Genomic DNA, 14,661 nt, shown 5'->3' on the forward strand with positions numbered 1-14,661 from the left:
GGGTGTAAAGTTCGGGAGTCGGGGGTGTTGGTTTCGAGGGGGTTGGGATCGCCATGCGGGGAAGGTGGCAGGGTCTGGCCTTGTAGGACAGCGGTTCGGAGGCGGCTTAACTTTCTCCCCTCCCTGGAAGGGAGGGGTTGGGGGTGGGTTGGCCGGCTTGAGCCACGGCGGTCGGACTTTGGGGAAACCAACCCACCCCCGGCCCCTCCCTTCCAGGGAGGGGAGCAGCATGTGTCACTCCTCCCTGGACATGGGTCGCCCTTCCCTTCCAGGGAGGGGCAGATTTCCCTGATCTCTCTCCCCTTGGGGAGAGGGAGGGAGGAGCCTTAGGCGACGGAAGGGTGAGGGGGCGTTGGGATTAGCCTCCCGAGCCTCACTCCCCTCTCCCTTCCCACCGCGAGGGCGGCGGGCCCCTTCCCTCTCCCCGGAGGGGAGAGGGAGACGGTGCTCAGAAGCGGTCGGCGCGCTGGCCTAGGAGGGTCACCTCCACGCGGCGGTTGAGGCGCATGCCGGCGGCCGTTGCATTTGTTGCGACCGGATCGCGCTCGCCGTGGCCGACCACGCTGAAGCGGGCGCGGACGACGTCCATGTCGTCGAACGCCTGGCGGACGCTCGCCGCGCGACGCTCGGACAGGTCCTGGTTATGCGCATCGGTGCCGCGCGAATCGGTGAAGCCGTCGATCGCCACGCGGACGCCGGAGTTGGCGCGCAGATAGCGGGCGAGCGGGCGCAGTTTCTCGATCGCGCCGGGACGCAGCACGGCGCTGTCGGTGCGGAACAGCACGTCCTCCTGCAGCGTCAGCGTCGCGCCGCGCGGGGTCTGGCGGAAACCGTAGTTGCGCATCGCGCCGCGATCCCAGGTGGTCACGGTTTCGACCACGGTGGTGCCGCCGCGGCCGCCGCGATAGCCGCGCGGATCGCGACCGTACGCGTCCCAGTCGAACCGGTCGCGACGCGGGCCGGCAAGGCGTGCGAATTCGCGATTGGCATCGTCGGCCTCCCGAGGGCTGATCCGGCCATCGCCGTTCGCGTCGAAGTTCGGCATCACGAACGCGCGGCCGCGCGGCGTATTGCGGAGTTCGGGGAACAGGACCGGCACGCCGGCGCCGACCAGCCGATAGCCCGGCCGGGTCCAGGGCGCGGTGCGCGGGTCGAAGCGTGCCTGGCCCTGCGCCAGTGCAGGCGCGACCGTCGCGGTGGCCATCAGGATGCCGAGGGCGGCGCGGGCAAGATTATGGGACATCGTGAACTCTCCGTGATCTTCGATGGGACGGGCTTTGCCCGCGGCCGCTTGAACGCACAGTGACCTCGATCGACAGCCTGTGTTCAGCCCAAGATTATCTTTTTCTTTCAGTGGGTAGTGTGGCCTACCGCGATCCGCGTCGCGCCGTTGTCGATCGCGTCGAACAGCGCATCCTCGGTGCCGGTTATCCATACCTGCCCGCGTCCCGCCAGCCGGTCGAACAGCGCCGCGCGCCGGGCGGGATCGAGGTGTGCGGCGACCTCGTCGAGAAGGAGGACCGGCGACTGGCCGGTCCGCTCCGCCACCAGTTCGGCGTGCGCGAGGACGATACCGAGGAGAAGCGCCTTCTGCTCGCCGGTCGAGGCGAGCGAGGCGGCGCGCGCTTTGTCGAGATGCGTTACCGCGAGGTCGACGCGGTGGGGGCCGACGAGCGTGCGGCCGGCGGCGGCGTCGCGTGCGCGGCCTTGCGCGAGGTCGGCTTGGAGGCGGGCGGTGTCGCCGTTCCAGCCTTCGAGCGTGAGGCCGGCGCGGGGGAACGGGCCGTCGTCCTGATGCGCGAGCCTCGTACCGAGCAGATCGACCGTCTCGCGGCGGGCGGCGTCGACCGCGGCGCCGTGCTCGGCCATCTGCGCTTCGAGCGCGGAGAGCCAGTCGCCGTCGGGGCGGCCTTCGTCGGCGAGCAGGCGGTTTCGCGCGCGCATCGCCGCGTCGTAGCGGGCGGCGTGGTGCGCGTGAGTGGGGGCGAGGGCCAGCGTGAGGCGATCGAGGAAGCCTCGGCGCTCGCCGGCGGGGGCGACGAACAGGCGGTCCATCGCGGGGGTGAGCCATAGGATGGTGAGCCACTCGGCGAGTGCGTTGGCGGTGGTGGTGGCGCCCTGTATGCGGACGATGCGGCGTTCGGGGGCGGAGGCTAGGGTGCCGGTGGCGAGGTCGACTTCGGCTAGCGCTTGCGGGGGGAGAGGTGAAAACTGCTCCCCTTCCGCTTGTGGGCGGGGTCGGGGGAGGGGCGCGCTTTCCTCGGGAGCGGACGCCAGTACGTACATCGCGCCCTCCCCTGACCCCTCCCGCATGCGGGAGGGGAATAAGGGGGCGCCCTGCCGCTCGCGTTGTGGGGATAAGGTGGCCGCGACGCCGAAGCCGCCTGCCCCGTTTTGTCGCGCCATCTCGCCCAGCGCGGCCCGGCGCAGTCCGCGGCCGGGCGCGAGCAAGGACACCGCCTCCAGGATATTGGTTTTCCCTGCGCCGTTCTCGCCGGTCAGCACGACGAACCCCGAGCCCGGCTGGAGCGTCAGGTCGGCGTGATTGCGGAAATTGGTGAGGACCAGGCGCGACAGCATTGCCCCGGCCTTAGAGCAGTTTCGAAAGTGATTGCATCGCCCTTTTCCGTTCGCCGCGGGCGACGTCGAAGGGCGCGGCTCAAGCTACGGTGCTTCGACGTCGCTCAGCACGAACGGGGTAGGGCATCGACCTGACCACGCCCCGTTAGCGACACGCCCAGTCCGCTATCGAGCATCGCGTCAGGCGGCGATCCGCTCCGGCGCGGTCGCGGGTGCCGCCGCTGCGGTCGCGGCCTTCTGCGTGCTGAGATATGACGCGAGCGCGGGCCCGAGCTCGCGCTGCGCCCGCAGATATGCGACCGGGGTGACGATGCCGAGCCGTTCGCGCGCGGCCTCCAGCGGTTCGTGGAGCAGGTCGAGATAGTCCTCGCCCGAGATCCACTTTGCTTTCCGCCCGTTGCGATAGCCTTCCCAGACCGCCTTCGCGAACAGCGTGCTGCCGGTGACGCGCATGCTCTTCAGCGCCGCCGCGGAACCGATCAGCGCCCAGCCGAGCCCGCCGACCTGCGCATAGCTGAACGCGACGAGCGCCGCTTCGCCCATGCTTTCATCAGCCTTATAGCCGGTCAGCACGTGCCAGATGTCGTGCGTATCGCGCACCCGCCGGCCGAACCACGCATAGGGATGCGCCAGATCGTCCTCGGACGGCGTAAGCCGCGAAACCTCGACCAGCCCGTCGGCGGAATAGCCCGTCGTCTCGAGGAACGTCCGATACGCGGCCCCGACCGTGCCCGGCGCGAAGCTCGCGACGAACGCGGGATCGGAGAAACGCTGCGCCAGTTCGACCCGGTCATAGGCGATCCGCCCGCCCTGTTCGGTGGCGATCAGTCGCGCGTAGTTCATCGGCGCATTGCCGACGTTCAGCGCGCGCATGATCCGGAACACCTGCGTCGTGTCGTCACCATTCGCGAGCAATTTCTTGATCGCATCGAACGCGGTGCGCCAATCGCGACGACCGGTCGTACCGGGAAACGGAGGAAGCTTCGCCATCGAGTCGACTCCTTACTGACATTGCTGTTAGTATTGAGTCGGCGATAAAAATCAAGTTAAGATGCGGCGTTTTTACCTGCGGAGTTAGGCGCAGAAATCTCATTTGCCTCGCCTCCGCAAAGTGACGGACTGAGGCCCTTTTCATGCGGATTGGACATGGTTGAGTCCACGATGAGCGATGAAAAATCAATCTCGTGCTCACATACCCACTGACTTTGATGCTCATCGCTGATAGCGAATCCGCTGCCGGGCAATTTAAAGCTCACCCTGAAATCTGACGTCACAGAAAGCGGGCTAGGGTCACCACCAAAAAAAGTCGCGGATTTAACCGCCCCGTTCCTTTCTATAGAAACGACTCGAACGGTTTGACTGAAACCATTGTAGCCCTCCACCGCTACAACGATAGTTCTGTCGGAAAACCTTTTGACGCTACTAAAGATAATATAGCCAGTTCCATCATTACCAGGAGTGCAATCCTCGGAGATGCCGGTCAGCAAGTTCCCGTTCAACGTGTATTGAATCTTGCCGGCTTCGACGTCCGCCGGGGAAATGACGCAACGCGCTGATAGTACACCAGCTACTGTAGGCGTCGATGTGCTTTGAATTGCCACGGCTACTGTCGAAGCAATCAACATCGGTGCGGCCGCAATGCAAGCGTAGCGCATGTCCTACGCCCGTTTCGGCGTTCGTGCGTTCGATGCCGAGGCATCCGCAGGTACGTCAGGCGAATTTGCAGATGTAGGGGTCGCGCAGGCGAAGGCCTGACCATCGCGCGTGATGTGCACGACCTCACCAGCCTCAAGCCAGCTAATAAATTTGGCCAGCTGCTCTTTTAGATCGGCAACATCAATCACGTTCATGATCCGGCTCCTGCCTGTCGCCCCGCTATACCACGGAGCGACAGGCAGACCGAATCACACCCGCATCGGCATTAGCACGTACAGCGCGGGCGACTTGTCGTTCTCGCGGATCAGCGTCGGGGCGGCGGCGTCGGCAAGGTGCACCTCGACCATGTCGCCGTCGATCTGCGCGAGGATGTCCATCAGGTAACGGCTGTTGAAGCCGATCTCGAACGGGAGCGCGACGTAATCGCCGGGGACTTCCTCCGCCGCGGTGCCGTTTTCGGGCGAGGTCACCGACAGCGTGATCTTGTCGCGGTCGAGCGCCATTTTCACCGCGCGCGTCTTCTCGGTGGCGATGGTGGAGACGCGGTCGACGCCTTCCATGAAGCTCTTCGGGTCGATCTTGAGGATCTTGTCGTTGCCGGTCGGGATCACGCGGCTGTAATCGGGGAAGGTGCCGTCGATCAGCTTCGAGGTCAGGATCGCCTGGCCCAGGTCGAAACGGATCTTGGTCGGCGACAGCGACACGCCGACCGAACCGTCGACCTCGTCAAGCAGTTTCCGCAGCTCACCGATGCACTTCCGGGGCACGATAACGTCGGGCATCGATTCGGCACCCTCGGGGCGCGGCAGCGTGACGCGCGCGAGGCGGTGGCCGTCGGTCGCGGCGGCCTTCAGCACCGGGTTCGAGCTGTCGCCGTCGGCCACGTGGAGGAAGATGCCGTTGAGATAATAGCGCGTCTCTTCGGTCGAGATCGCGAAGCGCGTCTTGTCGATGATCTGCTTGAGCGTCTCTGCGGGCAGTTCGAACTGGGTCGGCAGTTCGCCCTCGGCGATCACCGGAAAATCGTCGCGCGGGAGCGTGCCGAGCGAGAAGCGCGCACGGCCCGCGACGATGCTCATCCGGCCTTCCGACGCGGCGAGTTGGACCTGCGAACCCTCCGGCAGTTTGCGTGCGATGTCGAACAGCGTGTGCGCGGACACGGTGGTCGCGCCGGGCTGGTCGACGGCTGCTGCGATCGATTCGTTGATCTGGAGATCAAGATCAGTCGCCATCAGCTTGAGCGTGCCCTCGGCCGTCGCCTCGATCAGCACGTTCGACAGGATGGGGATGGTGTTGCGCCGCTCCACCACGGACTGGACATGGCTCAGCCCCTTGAGGAGCGTTGCGCGTTCGATCGTCGCCTTCATCGTAATTCCCCCCGCCACCGCAGCCGGACTCGGGGCTGGGGGCAATCCGCAGATGGCTTACCCAACAACAAAGGGTCGGAGCAAGCGCCCCGACCCTTCTTTGATCACGGTAAACGTCGCGTTAAAACGCGCGCACCGTTTCGATCAGAAGCGGAAGCCGTAGCTGGCGACCACCTGGTGACGATCCGTATCGACGTCGAATCGGCCGCTGGTGCCGCCGGTCGCATAGTCGATGTTGCTGCGCTCATACTTCGAATAGCGATATTCGAGCTTGGCATAGCTGTTCGGACCGACCGCGTGCTCGGCACCGGCACCGACGCGCCAGCCGTCGAGATTGAAATCGGTGTCGGTCGTCTGGTTGGTGTCGCCGGCGAGCACGTTCAGCTTGGCATTGGTGTAGCCGCCCTTGACGTACAGCATCGTCGTCGGTGCGACGACATAGCCTGCGCGCGCGCCGACATAGATATCACGGCCCTGCTTGACGCGACCGAAGCCGAAGTCGCTGGTATAGTCGTTGCGGTCGCTCTTCGAGGTCGAACCGGTCAGTTCGGCCTCGGCGCCGAGCACGATGTTGTCCGACGTCGCGATGTCGTAGCCGATACCGCCGCCGTACAGCAGTCCGTCGATCTTCTGGTCGTCGCGCCCGTTGTTGTTGGACACGCTGCTGCCGGCGCCGGTGTGGTCGTAGCCGAGCGTGGCCTCGACACGGGGGCCGGTGAAGGTCGGGTTGGTCTGCGCGAGGGCGGGTGCTGCGACTGCGGTGGTGGCGAGCAGCGAGACGGCGATAAGCGTACGCATTGGGGTTACTCCTTACTATCTGGTCACCCCAAAACGCGGGGTGGACCGCTCCAATGGACCAACCGCCCGAGCGTTGCATGAACCCCAGATAAACACGGAAATCCGTTGCTTTTGCGCCACAGGGGGTTGAAACGCGGGCTATGATTCCAAGCCAACGGCAGGGTGAAGCGGACGCCCGATCAAGCGCTATTCCGGCTGCGCGCACGGGTCGGGATTTCGTCGCGCGGCACGGCGAAACCGTGTTCAATGCGGCGCATCGGTTGCAAGGAGATGCCGCGCATACGCCTTTGACGCGGGCGGGGTTCGCGCAGGCGGACGAGCTTGGGCGGGCGTTGCGCGGATTGCTGGGGGCGAAACCGGCGCTGACTCTTTGGGCTTCGCCGACCGGGCGGGCTCTGCAAACTCTGGCGGTGATTTGCGAGCATCTGGAGCTGGATTGGCATGGCGCGCGGACCGATCCCCGGCTGGTCGAGATCGACATGGGGTCCTGGGGCGGGCGCTATTATGCCGACGTGATCGACGAGGTCGGGCCGGTGATGCTGCCGGGGGGTACGCTGAAGCCTGCGCCCGATGGCGAGACCTACACGCAAATAGCGGCACGGGTTGGCGGATGGCTCGCGGATACTGCGGAAGATCCGGGCGACCGGCTGGTGATCATGCACGGGATTTCGAGTCGGGTGATGCTGGGGGTGATGACCGGGGCGGCGGTCGATCCGGAGCTCGGGGCGCCGGTTGCGCCGGGCTTGCCGCAAGGGTCGGTGACGCTCGTCGAGAACGGACGCGCGACCGTGCCCCATCTGGGTACGGGATTCGCGCCGGCGTGAGATGGGATCTGGGCGACTGTTTCACACCGGGGCCTTCTGCCCCCCTCCCTGGAAGGGAGGGGTTGGGGGTGGGTCGGCTTCCGCACATTCGAACCGTGGGGGCTCGAGCGGGCCTACCCACCCCCTGCCCCTCCCTTTCAGGGAGGGGGGGTTCGATGCGTTTGGCGTTGGTGGTGGGATTGCTTGCGGTCGCTGCTCCGGTTTCTGCGCGTGATACGATCGGCATCTACAAGGGCTGGGGTGCGTTTCGCGATGCTTCTCCCGCACGGTGTTATGCGATTGCTCGGCCGGTGATGGCGGGGGGGCGTGCTTCCGGGTTCGCCAGCGTTGCGACATGGCCGAAGCGCGGTTTGCGTTCTTCGCTGTACGTGCGGCTGAGCCGTGAGCGCGATCGATCGGCGGGGGTGACGCTGACGGTCGGCGAGCGGCGATTCGCGCTCGTGGCGAACGGGCTGGACGCCTGGGCGAGCGATGCGCCTAGCGATCGCGCGATCGTCGCGGCGATGCGGTCGGGACGGAGCATGAGCGTGGAGGCGGTCGGCATCGGCGGGCGCCCGTTCGTTGATGTGTACGCGTTGTCGGGCGCGGCGACCGCGATCGATGCGGCTGTGCTTTCGTGTAGCCAAGGTTGATTTTTCTCGGTCAATACGCTACGTAAATCGTATCAAGCCCCCGGTAGCCGTCTTGAGGCGCTCGCAAGAGCAGATATCAGCTCAAGGCCCGCCCCCGGGGGCAACCTGTTTCTGGTGCTTTGACATGCCGACTGCCGTCGTGATCGATGGCGCGTTTTTCCTGCGCCGGTTCAACAGTGCATTTCCCAATCTCGACGCGTCGAATGCGAAGGATATCGCATTGGGCGTCGTCTGTATTGCGGCCTATCACGTATCTGCGCGACTGCATGCAACACCGTCGTGGCAGCAAGCGCCTGACTCCGCCTATCGCCCCGACGAAACGAGCGAACTCTACCGAATTTTCTTCTACGATTGCCCACCGCTGACGAAGCGACTGCACACTCCGATCTCCCGGCGCTCGATCAATCTGGCGATGACACCGGAAGCGCAGCTACGCCTGGCCATACATGCGCAATTGGACCAGACCCGCAAGGTTGCGGTCCGCCTCGGGCGGTTGAACGACAAGATAACGCCGTGGCGCCTCAAGCCCAGCGCGATGGCCAGATGGCAAGCGGATGGCTTCGCACCGCATGACGATGATTTCGAGCTCGACGTCATGCAGAAGGGCGTCGACATGCGGCTGGGACTGGACATCGCCTCGATGGCATACAAGCGACAGGTCGATCAGATCATCCTGATCGCCGCAGACGCCGATTTCGTACCGCCCGCCAAATTGGCCCGTCGCGAGGGCATCGACGTCGTGCTCGACCCGATGTCCGCGCACGTCGCCCCCGACCTGCTTCAACATGTCGACGGAGTCCGAAAACTGCCGAATGCAGATCGGCTCTCCCCTTCAGGAAAAGACGCAATGACCGCCGCGAACCTCATGCCTATCCCCGGGCACATCGATCCCGTGCCCGTTCCCCGCAGCTTCGTGCCGCGCAGCGATGGGCGGATCGACCTGCTCGGGCTGTCGCTCGCCGATCTGCGGATGGCGCTGGAGACGTCGCAGCTCGAGGAGAAGCAGGCCAAATTGCGCGCCAAGCAGCTGTGGCACTGGATCTACAATCGCGGCGCGACCGAGTTCTCGGCGATGACCGACATCTCGAAGACGATGCACCCTTGGCTGGAGCAGCGCTTCGTGATCAGCCGGCCCAATGTGGTCGAGGCGCAGGTATCGACTGACGGGACACGGAAGTGGCTGCTGCGATCCGATGACGCGCAGGATTACGAGATGGTGTTCATCCCCGACGCGGATCGCGGGACGCTGTGCGTGTCGAGCCAGGTCGGCTGCACGCTCAACTGCACCTTCTGCCACACCGGCACTATGCGGCTGGTGCGCAACCTGACCCCGGCCGAGATCGTCGGCCAGGTGATGCTCGCGCGCGATTCGCTGGGCGAATGGCCGAGCCAGCCCGAGGGCCGCATGCTCACCAACATCGTGATGATGGGGATGGGCGAGCCGCTGTATAATTTCGAGAACGTCCGCGATGCGCTGAAGCTGGTGATGGACGGCGCAGGGCTGGCGCTCAGCCGGCGGCGGATCACGTTGTCGACGAGCGGCGTAGTGCCGATGATGGCGCGTGCGGGGGCGGAGATCGGCGTGAACCTGGCGGTGTCGCTGCATGCGGTGACCAAGGAAGTGCGCGACGAGATCGTGCCGCTCAACCGGAAATACGGCATCGAGGAATTGTTGCAGGCGTGTGCGGACTATCCCGGCACCAACAACGCGCGGCGGATCACGTTCGAATATGTGATGCTCAAGGACAAGAACGACTCCGACGACGATGCGCGCGAACTCGTTCGGTTGCTGCGGAAATACGAGCTGCCGGCGAAGGTGAACCTCATTCCGTTCAATCCCTGGCCGGGTGCGGCTTACGAGTGTTCGACGCCGGAGCGGATCAAGTCGTTCTCCAGCATCGTGTTCGGCGCGGGGATCTCGGCACCGGTGCGGACGCCGCGCGGGCGTGACATCGATGCGGCCTGTGGCCAGTTGAAGACCGCGTCGGAGAAGAAGAGCCGGGCGCAACTCGATCGTGAGGCTGCTGTCGAGTCCGACGCTTTTGCTTGAGTGGAGTGCGGTCGCACTGGCGGCAGGGGCGGGCGTTCTAGGCGGTGCGATGAATGCGTTGGCGGGCGGTGGCAGCTTCGCGACGATGCCGACGCTGATCGGGCTCGGCGTGCCGTCGACCTTCGCCAACGCGACCAGCAACGTCTCACTCCAGCCGGGCGCGATGGCGAGCGCATGGGCGTATCGGCACGGGCTCCAGCGGATTTCCGGCGTCGGCATGAAGACTATGGCGGGGGTGACCTTTGTCGGCGGGCTGATTGGAAGTCTTTTGCTGGTCGCGACCTCGGCGCGGGCGTTCGACCTGATCGTGCCGTGGTTGCTGCTGTTCGCGACGCTGGCGATCGCGTTCGGGACGCGCGCGTCGCTTTGGCTGCGGTCGCGGGTCGAGATCGGACCTAAGTCGCTGGTGGCGGTGCAGGCGCTGCTGGGGATCTATGGTGGGTATTTCGGGGGCGGAGTCGGGCTGATGCTGACCGCCGCGTGGGGGCTGCTGTCGGGCGCGACGCCTGCGACGCTGGCGCCGCCGCGGACGCTGATGCTGGCAGTCGCGAACCTCGCGGCGACGATCATCTTCATCGCCACCGGCATGGTGGTGTGGGCGCTGTGCGTGCCGATGCTGCTGGGCGGGATCGTCGGCGGGCATTACGGTGCGAAGCTGGGGTTGTTGCTGTCGCCGCAGGTGATCCGCGTGTGGACGCTGCTGGTGACGATCGCGACGACGATCGTGTTCTTCTGGCGGGCGTATTCCTGAGTCTGGTGGCCGCGTGGGGGGGTGTTTGGGTGTTGAAGGGTGATGGCTCGAGCTGGCCTACCCACCCCCAGCCCCTCCCTTCCAGGGAGGGGGGCTTGGAAGATCTTTGGTGGCGAACGATCATCGCCTCTGATTCATCGAGACGACAGTGCGAGCAGAGTACTCGACGACTTCGAGGATCCCCCGCCCTTCCGATACGAAAAAGGCCGGTACCGCGGGATGCGGTACCGGCCTTTTTGGTGTTCACCAGGGAATGGATCGGCGGTCATACCGATCGAACATATAGAGCTTGTTTCCCCGCGAAGGCGGGGATCCAGACTGGACTCCCGCCTTCGCGGGAGAACAAAGCAGCAGCACCGGCCGGGGGTTGTCCAACGCATCCTTGCCGGAGAGGACAACCGCCGGATCAACCCAGAGCAGTCGAGATCAGCCGGCCTGAACCTCGTCGGGTACCGCGCGAACGCGGCGGCGGCGGGGCTTTTCCTCGGTGGCGGCGTCGGCGGCGGGGGCCGCTTCGGCTGCCCGAGTTGGGGCCGGCGCCGGTGCGACGGTGGCCGAGATGCCGAGCGAGGGCGGCAGGCGGTCCGCGTCGAACGCGGTCGGCGTGCCCTCGTCCTGCGAACCCTGGTCCTGAGTGGCGGGGGCGTCGAGGCTGCGATCGCGGCGCGGGCGACCGCGACGGCGGGGCTGCTCCTCGGCTGCCGCGACCGGCGCCGTGGTTTCGGCGGTTTCGGTCGGCTGGGCGGTCTCGGTCACCGAACGCAGCGTGTCGGTTTCCGAATCCTGGTTGGCGTTGGCCATCGGCGCGCTCACGCGTGGCGTGCGACGGGTCGTCTCACGCTGCGGCGCATCGCGGTAGTCGCTGCGCGGCTCGCGGACCTGCTCGTCGCGGGACTGGTTCTCGCGGGACTGGTTCTCACGGGCCTGGTTCTCACGGGCCTGGGCCTCGCGCGCCTGACCCTGCTCTTCGCCGCTACGCTCGTCGCGCTGCTGCGCATCGCGGGGGGCGTTGCGCTGGTTGCGCTGGCTGTCGCCACGGACGCGGTCCTCGCGCTGGCCTTCGCTGCGGGGGCCGTCGTTGCGGGAACCCTCGTTACGCTGACCCTCGTAGCGATTATTCTCGTAGCGCGGGCGCTCTTCGCGCTGCGGACGGTCTTCACGGCTCTGGCGGGGCGCATTCTGGTACTGGCCATTCTGCTGGCCGCCATTCTGCTGCTCGCCACGATTCTGTTCGGGCGCGGCCTGCTGGCCACCCTGCTGCTCGCCCGAGCGGATCGGCTCGCCCTCGTCGCCATAATCGTCGTCGCCGTCGAGATCGAAGGGCTGCTGGCGGCGCGGCTGCTGCTGCGCCTGCGGCTGGCTCTCTTCAAAGCGGGCGCGGGTTTCGCTCAGGACGCGGAAATAATGGTCCGCGAACTGGAGGTAATATTCGATGTTGACGCGGTCGCCCTGCATCTGTGCGTCGCGCGCGAGGTTCTTGTACTTCTCGTACAGCTGGCTCGCGTTGCCGCGCGCGCGGCTGTCGATCCGGTTGCCGGTGTCGCGACCGTTCTGGCCTCCGCCGCCACCCTGGCGTTGACCGCCACCGCCACCACCGCCGCCATTATTATTGTTGCCACGACCGCGACGGCGGCCGGCTTGCCGGTTGTTGATCAAGCTTGTGTCCTCAGTCGTCGAACCAAAATCTGGTCGTGCTCCGAAATGCGGTGCAAACCCCCCGCCGCGCAGCGATGATCCGTTCGAGATCGCTGGTCGGACTTCCCAGGGCCGCCGGACTGCAGCGACTTCAAGGCGAAGGATGCGGGTCAACGCTCAAAACCGACCATGATGTCGAGAGTGCGTGCCCCTGCCCGCGTGATAGCGGCCCCGACGGGCTTACTACAAGCGAAATGTACGTATTCGCGCCATATTCTTCAAGTCGCGGCTTTGATCGCGACCAGCGCGCGCGGGTTATTGCCGAAGTCGTGGTGGAGCGCGACGCGCAGACCTTGCGCCTCGAGCAGGGCCGTGACGGGCGCGCCCTGGGTCGATCCGATCTCGATCACCGCCGCGCCGCCGGAGGCGATCAGCGCGGGAAGCTGTGCGGCGAGGATGCGGTAGTCGTCGAGCCCGTCGCGGCCGGCGAACAGCGCGGCGTGCGGTTCGTGGTCGTGGACTTCGCGCGGGAGCGTCTCGTCGGTGGCGATGTAGGGCGGGTTGGCGAGGATCAGGTCGAACTGACCCGAGATGGCGCTGGCCCAGCTGCCGCGGACGAAATGGGTGCGGTCGGTCATGCCGAGGGTGGCGGCGTTGGCGCGCGCGTAGTCGAGCGCTTGCGGGGAATAGTCGACGCCTAGGCCTTGGGCGGGCCATTCGTCGAGAGCGGCGAGGAGCAGCGTGCCGGGGCCGGTGCCGAGGTCGAGCACGGTGGCGGGGGCGCGACCGGCGAAGTGCGCCTGGGCCGCGATCAGGAGCGTTTCGCTGTCGGCGCGGGGGACGAGCGCGCCGGGACCGATGGCGAGGTCGATCGACCAGAAGCCGCGGGTGCCCGTGATGTAGGCGATCGGCTCGTGGTTGAGGCGGCGGTCGACTAGGGAGGCGAAGGTGGCGGGGACGGTGTAGCGGTCGGGGTCGAGGAGGACGGCGTTACGCTCGACGCCGAGCGCGTGCGCCATGAGGAGTTCCGCGTCGAGGCGCGGGGTGGCGGAGAAGGCGAACTGTGCCGCGGCGGTGGCGATGGCTGCACTGACTCCCCCGCCCGCTTGCGGGAGGGGGTTGGGGGGTGGGCACGCGCTCACCGTGGACGCGCCGTTGGCGATTGGTCGAAAGACCAGAGCGACCCGTTCGTGTGGAACGAGCCGCGAGCCCACCCCCCGGCCCCCTCCCGCTTGCGGGAGGGGGGGAAGCAGGAACGCTCAGCCATCCAATTGCGCGAGGCGGTCCGCCTCGTCCTGCGCGACCAGTGCGCCGATCAGTTCGTCCATCTCGCCTGCGACGATCTCGGGCAGGCGGTGCAGAGTCAGGTTTATGCGGTGATCGGTCACGCGGCCTTGCGGGAAATTGTACGTCCGGATTCGCTCCGAGCGGTCACCCGAACCGACCATCGACTTCCGCGCGCCCGCCCGCTCGGCGTGGAGCCGGTCGCGCTCGGCCTCGTAGAGTCGCGTCCGGAGCACGCGGAGGGCCTTGGCCTTGTTCTTGTGCTGCGACTTCTCGTCCTGCTGGATCACGGTCAGGCCGGTCGGAATGTGGACGATCCTCACCGCCGAGTCCGTCGTATTGACCGACTGGCCGCCGGGGCCCGACGAGCGATAGACGTCGATGCGCAGATCCTTGTCGTCGATCTTCACGTCGACCTCCTCCGCCTCGGGCAGCACCGCGACGGTCGCCGCCGAGGTGTGGATGCGGCCGCCCGCCTCGGTGGTGGGCACGCGCTGGACGCGGTGGACGCCGCTTTCGAACTTCAACTTCGCGAACACGCCCTGGCCGGTGACGCTGGCGACGACTTCCTTGAAGCCGCCCGCGTCGGACGACGAGCCGGAGATCATCTCGACCCGCCAGCCCTGCGATTCGGCGTAGCGCTGGTACATGCGGAAGAGGTCGCCCGCGAACAGTGCGGCCTCGTCGCCACCGGTGCCGGCGCGGATTTCGAGCATCGCGGCGCGCTCGTCGGCGGCATCGCGCGGCAACAGCGCGAGCGCGAGTTTCCGGTCCGCGGTTTCGAGCAGCGTGCGGTTCTCGTGCAGTTCCTCGGATGCCATCGCGCGGAGTTCGTCGTCGGCATCGTCCGCCATGAACGCAAGGCTCTCCGCCTCCTGCCGCAACCGGCGCACCTCGGTGGCGGCTTGGGCTACGGGCTCGAGCTCGGCATATTCCTTCGACACCGCGACGAAGCGGTCGGAGGGGAGATCGCCGGTCGACATCAGCGCCTGCAACTCGTCACGCCGCGCCTCGATCGCGCGGATGCGGTCGGGGGAGATCTGGGTCATCAAATCCTCCCCGGCACGGGGAGGGGGACCGCCCG

At 66.4% G+C, this 14,661-nt stretch carries 14 protein-coding genes and 1 pseudogene; 5 read left to right on the forward strand and 10 right to left on the reverse strand.

Annotation, left to right across the window (positions count from 1 at the left end; all coding sequences use genetic code 11):
- Nucleotides 1–448: 448 nt before the first annotated feature.
- The 7 genes from NLI89_RS15500 to NLI89_RS15530 form a co-directional block, all read right to left on the reverse strand.
- A complete protein-coding gene (locus NLI89_RS15500) occupies nucleotides 449–1,243 on the reverse strand; it encodes an OmpA family protein (RefSeq protein ID WP_254687849.1) in 795 nt (264 codons plus the stop codon).
- Between the two features lie 107 nt (nucleotides 1,244–1,350).
- On the reverse strand, nucleotides 1,351–2,580 hold the full coding sequence (locus tag NLI89_RS15505) for a DNA replication/repair protein RecF (RefSeq protein ID WP_254687850.1): 1,230 nt from the start codon (nucleotides 2,578–2,580) through the stop codon (nucleotides 1,351–1,353).
- A gap of 180 nt (nucleotides 2,581–2,760) precedes the next feature.
- Nucleotides 2,761–3,570 (reverse strand): Coq4 family protein, encoded by an 810-nt coding sequence (locus NLI89_RS15510; RefSeq protein WP_254687851.1) that lies wholly within the window; start codon nucleotides 3,568–3,570, stop codon nucleotides 2,761–2,763.
- Nucleotides 3,571–3,626: 56 nt separating this feature from the next.
- Nucleotides 3,627–4,205, reverse strand: coding sequence for a hypothetical protein (locus tag NLI89_RS15515; RefSeq protein WP_254687852.1), 579 nt, complete (start codon nucleotides 4,203–4,205; stop codon nucleotides 3,627–3,629).
- A 33-nt stretch (nucleotides 4,206–4,238) separates the two neighbouring features.
- A complete protein-coding gene (locus NLI89_RS15520; RefSeq protein WP_254687853.1) occupies nucleotides 4,239–4,430 on the reverse strand; it encodes a type II toxin-antitoxin system Phd/YefM family antitoxin in 192 nt (63 codons plus the stop codon).
- 54 nt (nucleotides 4,431–4,484) lie between these two features.
- The gene (dnaN, locus tag NLI89_RS15525; protein ID WP_056017955.1) at nucleotides 4,485–5,603 is read right to left on the reverse strand and encodes a DNA polymerase III subunit beta; all 1,119 of its coding nucleotides are present in this window, start codon (nucleotides 5,601–5,603) and stop codon (nucleotides 4,485–4,487) included.
- Between the two features lie 144 nt (nucleotides 5,604–5,747).
- Complete coding sequence (locus NLI89_RS15530) at nucleotides 5,748–6,401, reverse strand: outer membrane protein (protein ID WP_254687854.1); 654 nt, start codon at nucleotides 6,399–6,401, stop codon at nucleotides 5,748–5,750.
- 140 nt (nucleotides 6,402–6,541) lie between these two features.
- Here NLI89_RS15530 and NLI89_RS15535 point away from each other — a divergent pair, with 140 nt between their 5' ends.
- The 5 genes and pseudogenes from NLI89_RS15535 (at nucleotide 6,542) to NLI89_RS15555 (ending at nucleotide 10,658) form a co-directional block, all read left to right on the forward strand.
- Nucleotides 6,542–7,225 (forward strand): histidine phosphatase family protein, encoded by a 684-nt coding sequence (locus tag NLI89_RS15535; RefSeq protein ID WP_254687855.1) that lies wholly within the window; start codon nucleotides 6,542–6,544, stop codon nucleotides 7,223–7,225.
- 155 nt (nucleotides 7,226–7,380) lie between these two features.
- Nucleotides 7,381–7,857 (forward strand): invasion associated locus B family protein, encoded by a 477-nt coding sequence (locus NLI89_RS15540; protein ID WP_254687856.1) that lies wholly within the window; start codon nucleotides 7,381–7,383, stop codon nucleotides 7,855–7,857.
- Between the two features lie 595 nt (nucleotides 7,858–8,452).
- Nucleotides 8,453–8,590, forward strand: a pseudogene (locus NLI89_RS21780) (NYN domain-containing protein); the annotation flags it as partial.
- Nucleotides 8,591–8,722: 132 nt separating this feature from the next.
- On the forward strand, nucleotides 8,723–9,907 hold the full coding sequence (gene rlmN / locus NLI89_RS15550) for a 23S rRNA (adenine(2503)-C(2))-methyltransferase RlmN (protein ID WP_254687877.1): 1,185 nt from the start codon (nucleotides 8,723–8,725) through the stop codon (nucleotides 9,905–9,907).
- Nucleotides 9,900–10,658 carry a sulfite exporter TauE/SafE family protein gene (locus NLI89_RS15555; RefSeq protein ID WP_254687857.1) on the forward strand — a complete coding sequence of 253 codons (759 nt, stop codon included), beginning with the start codon at nucleotides 9,900–9,902 and terminating at the stop codon, nucleotides 10,656–10,658. The genes rlmN and NLI89_RS15555 overlap by 8 nt, the downstream gene beginning before the upstream one ends.
- Nucleotides 10,659–11,084: 426 nt before the next feature.
- Here the strand turns inward: NLI89_RS15555 and NLI89_RS15560 are convergent, their stop codons facing one another.
- The 3 genes from NLI89_RS15560 to prfA form a co-directional block, all read right to left on the reverse strand.
- Entirely contained in the window at nucleotides 11,085–12,314 is a 1,230-nt protein-coding gene (locus tag NLI89_RS15560) for a DUF4167 domain-containing protein (protein WP_254687858.1), read from the reverse strand.
- Nucleotides 12,315–12,571: 257 nt separating this feature from the next.
- The gene (prmC, locus tag NLI89_RS15565; protein WP_254687859.1) at nucleotides 12,572–13,435 is read right to left on the reverse strand and encodes a peptide chain release factor N(5)-glutamine methyltransferase; all 864 of its coding nucleotides are present in this window, start codon (nucleotides 13,433–13,435) and stop codon (nucleotides 12,572–12,574) included.
- 117 nt (nucleotides 13,436–13,552) lie between these two features.
- Nucleotides 13,553–14,626, reverse strand: coding sequence for a peptide chain release factor 1 (gene prfA, locus NLI89_RS15570; RefSeq protein WP_056066153.1), 1,074 nt, complete (start codon nucleotides 14,624–14,626; stop codon nucleotides 13,553–13,555).
- Nucleotides 14,627–14,661: the final 35 nt, after the last annotated feature.

It is taken from the genome of Sphingomonas faeni (genome assembly GCF_024273235.1).
GTDB lineage: Bacteria > Pseudomonadota > Alphaproteobacteria > Sphingomonadales > Sphingomonadaceae > Sphingomonas > Sphingomonas faeni_A.

Bases quoted from the DNA above. Each gene is read 5' to 3' on its own strand.
- NLI89_RS15540 (WP_254687856.1), top strand. From the start codon at position 7,381: ATGCGTTTGGCGTTGGTGGTGGGATTGCTTGCGGTCGCTGCTCCGGTT.
- NLI89_RS15520 (WP_254687853.1), bottom strand. From the start codon at position 4,430: ATGAACGTGATTGATGTTGCCGATCTAAAAGAGCAGCTGGCCAAATTT.
- NLI89_RS15505 (WP_254687850.1), bottom strand. From the start codon at position 2,580: ATGCTGTCGCGCCTGGTCCTCACCAATTTCCGCAATCACGCCGACCTG.
- dnaN (WP_056017955.1), bottom strand. From the start codon at position 5,603: ATGAAGGCGACGATCGAACGCGCAACGCTCCTCAAGGGGCTGAGCCAT.
- rlmN (WP_254687877.1), top strand. From the start codon at position 8,723: ATGCCTATCCCCGGGCACATCGATCCCGTGCCCGTTCCCCGCAGCTTC.
- NLI89_RS15535 (WP_254687855.1), top strand. From the start codon at position 6,542: ATGATTCCAAGCCAACGGCAGGGTGAAGCGGACGCCCGATCAAGCGCT.
- NLI89_RS15530 (WP_254687854.1), bottom strand. From the start codon at position 6,401: ATGCGTACGCTTATCGCCGTCTCGCTGCTCGCCACCACCGCAGTCGCA.
- NLI89_RS15510 (WP_254687851.1), bottom strand. From the start codon at position 3,570: ATGGCGAAGCTTCCTCCGTTTCCCGGTACGACCGGTCGTCGCGATTGG.
- NLI89_RS15515 (WP_254687852.1), bottom strand. From the start codon at position 4,205: ATGTTGATTGCTTCGACAGTAGCCGTGGCAATTCAAAGCACATCGACG.
- prfA (WP_056066153.1), bottom strand. From the start codon at position 14,626: ATGACCCAGATCTCCCCCGACCGCATCCGCGCGATCGAGGCGCGGCGT.
- NLI89_RS15500 (WP_254687849.1), bottom strand. From the start codon at position 1,243: ATGTCCCATAATCTTGCCCGCGCCGCCCTCGGCATCCTGATGGCCACC.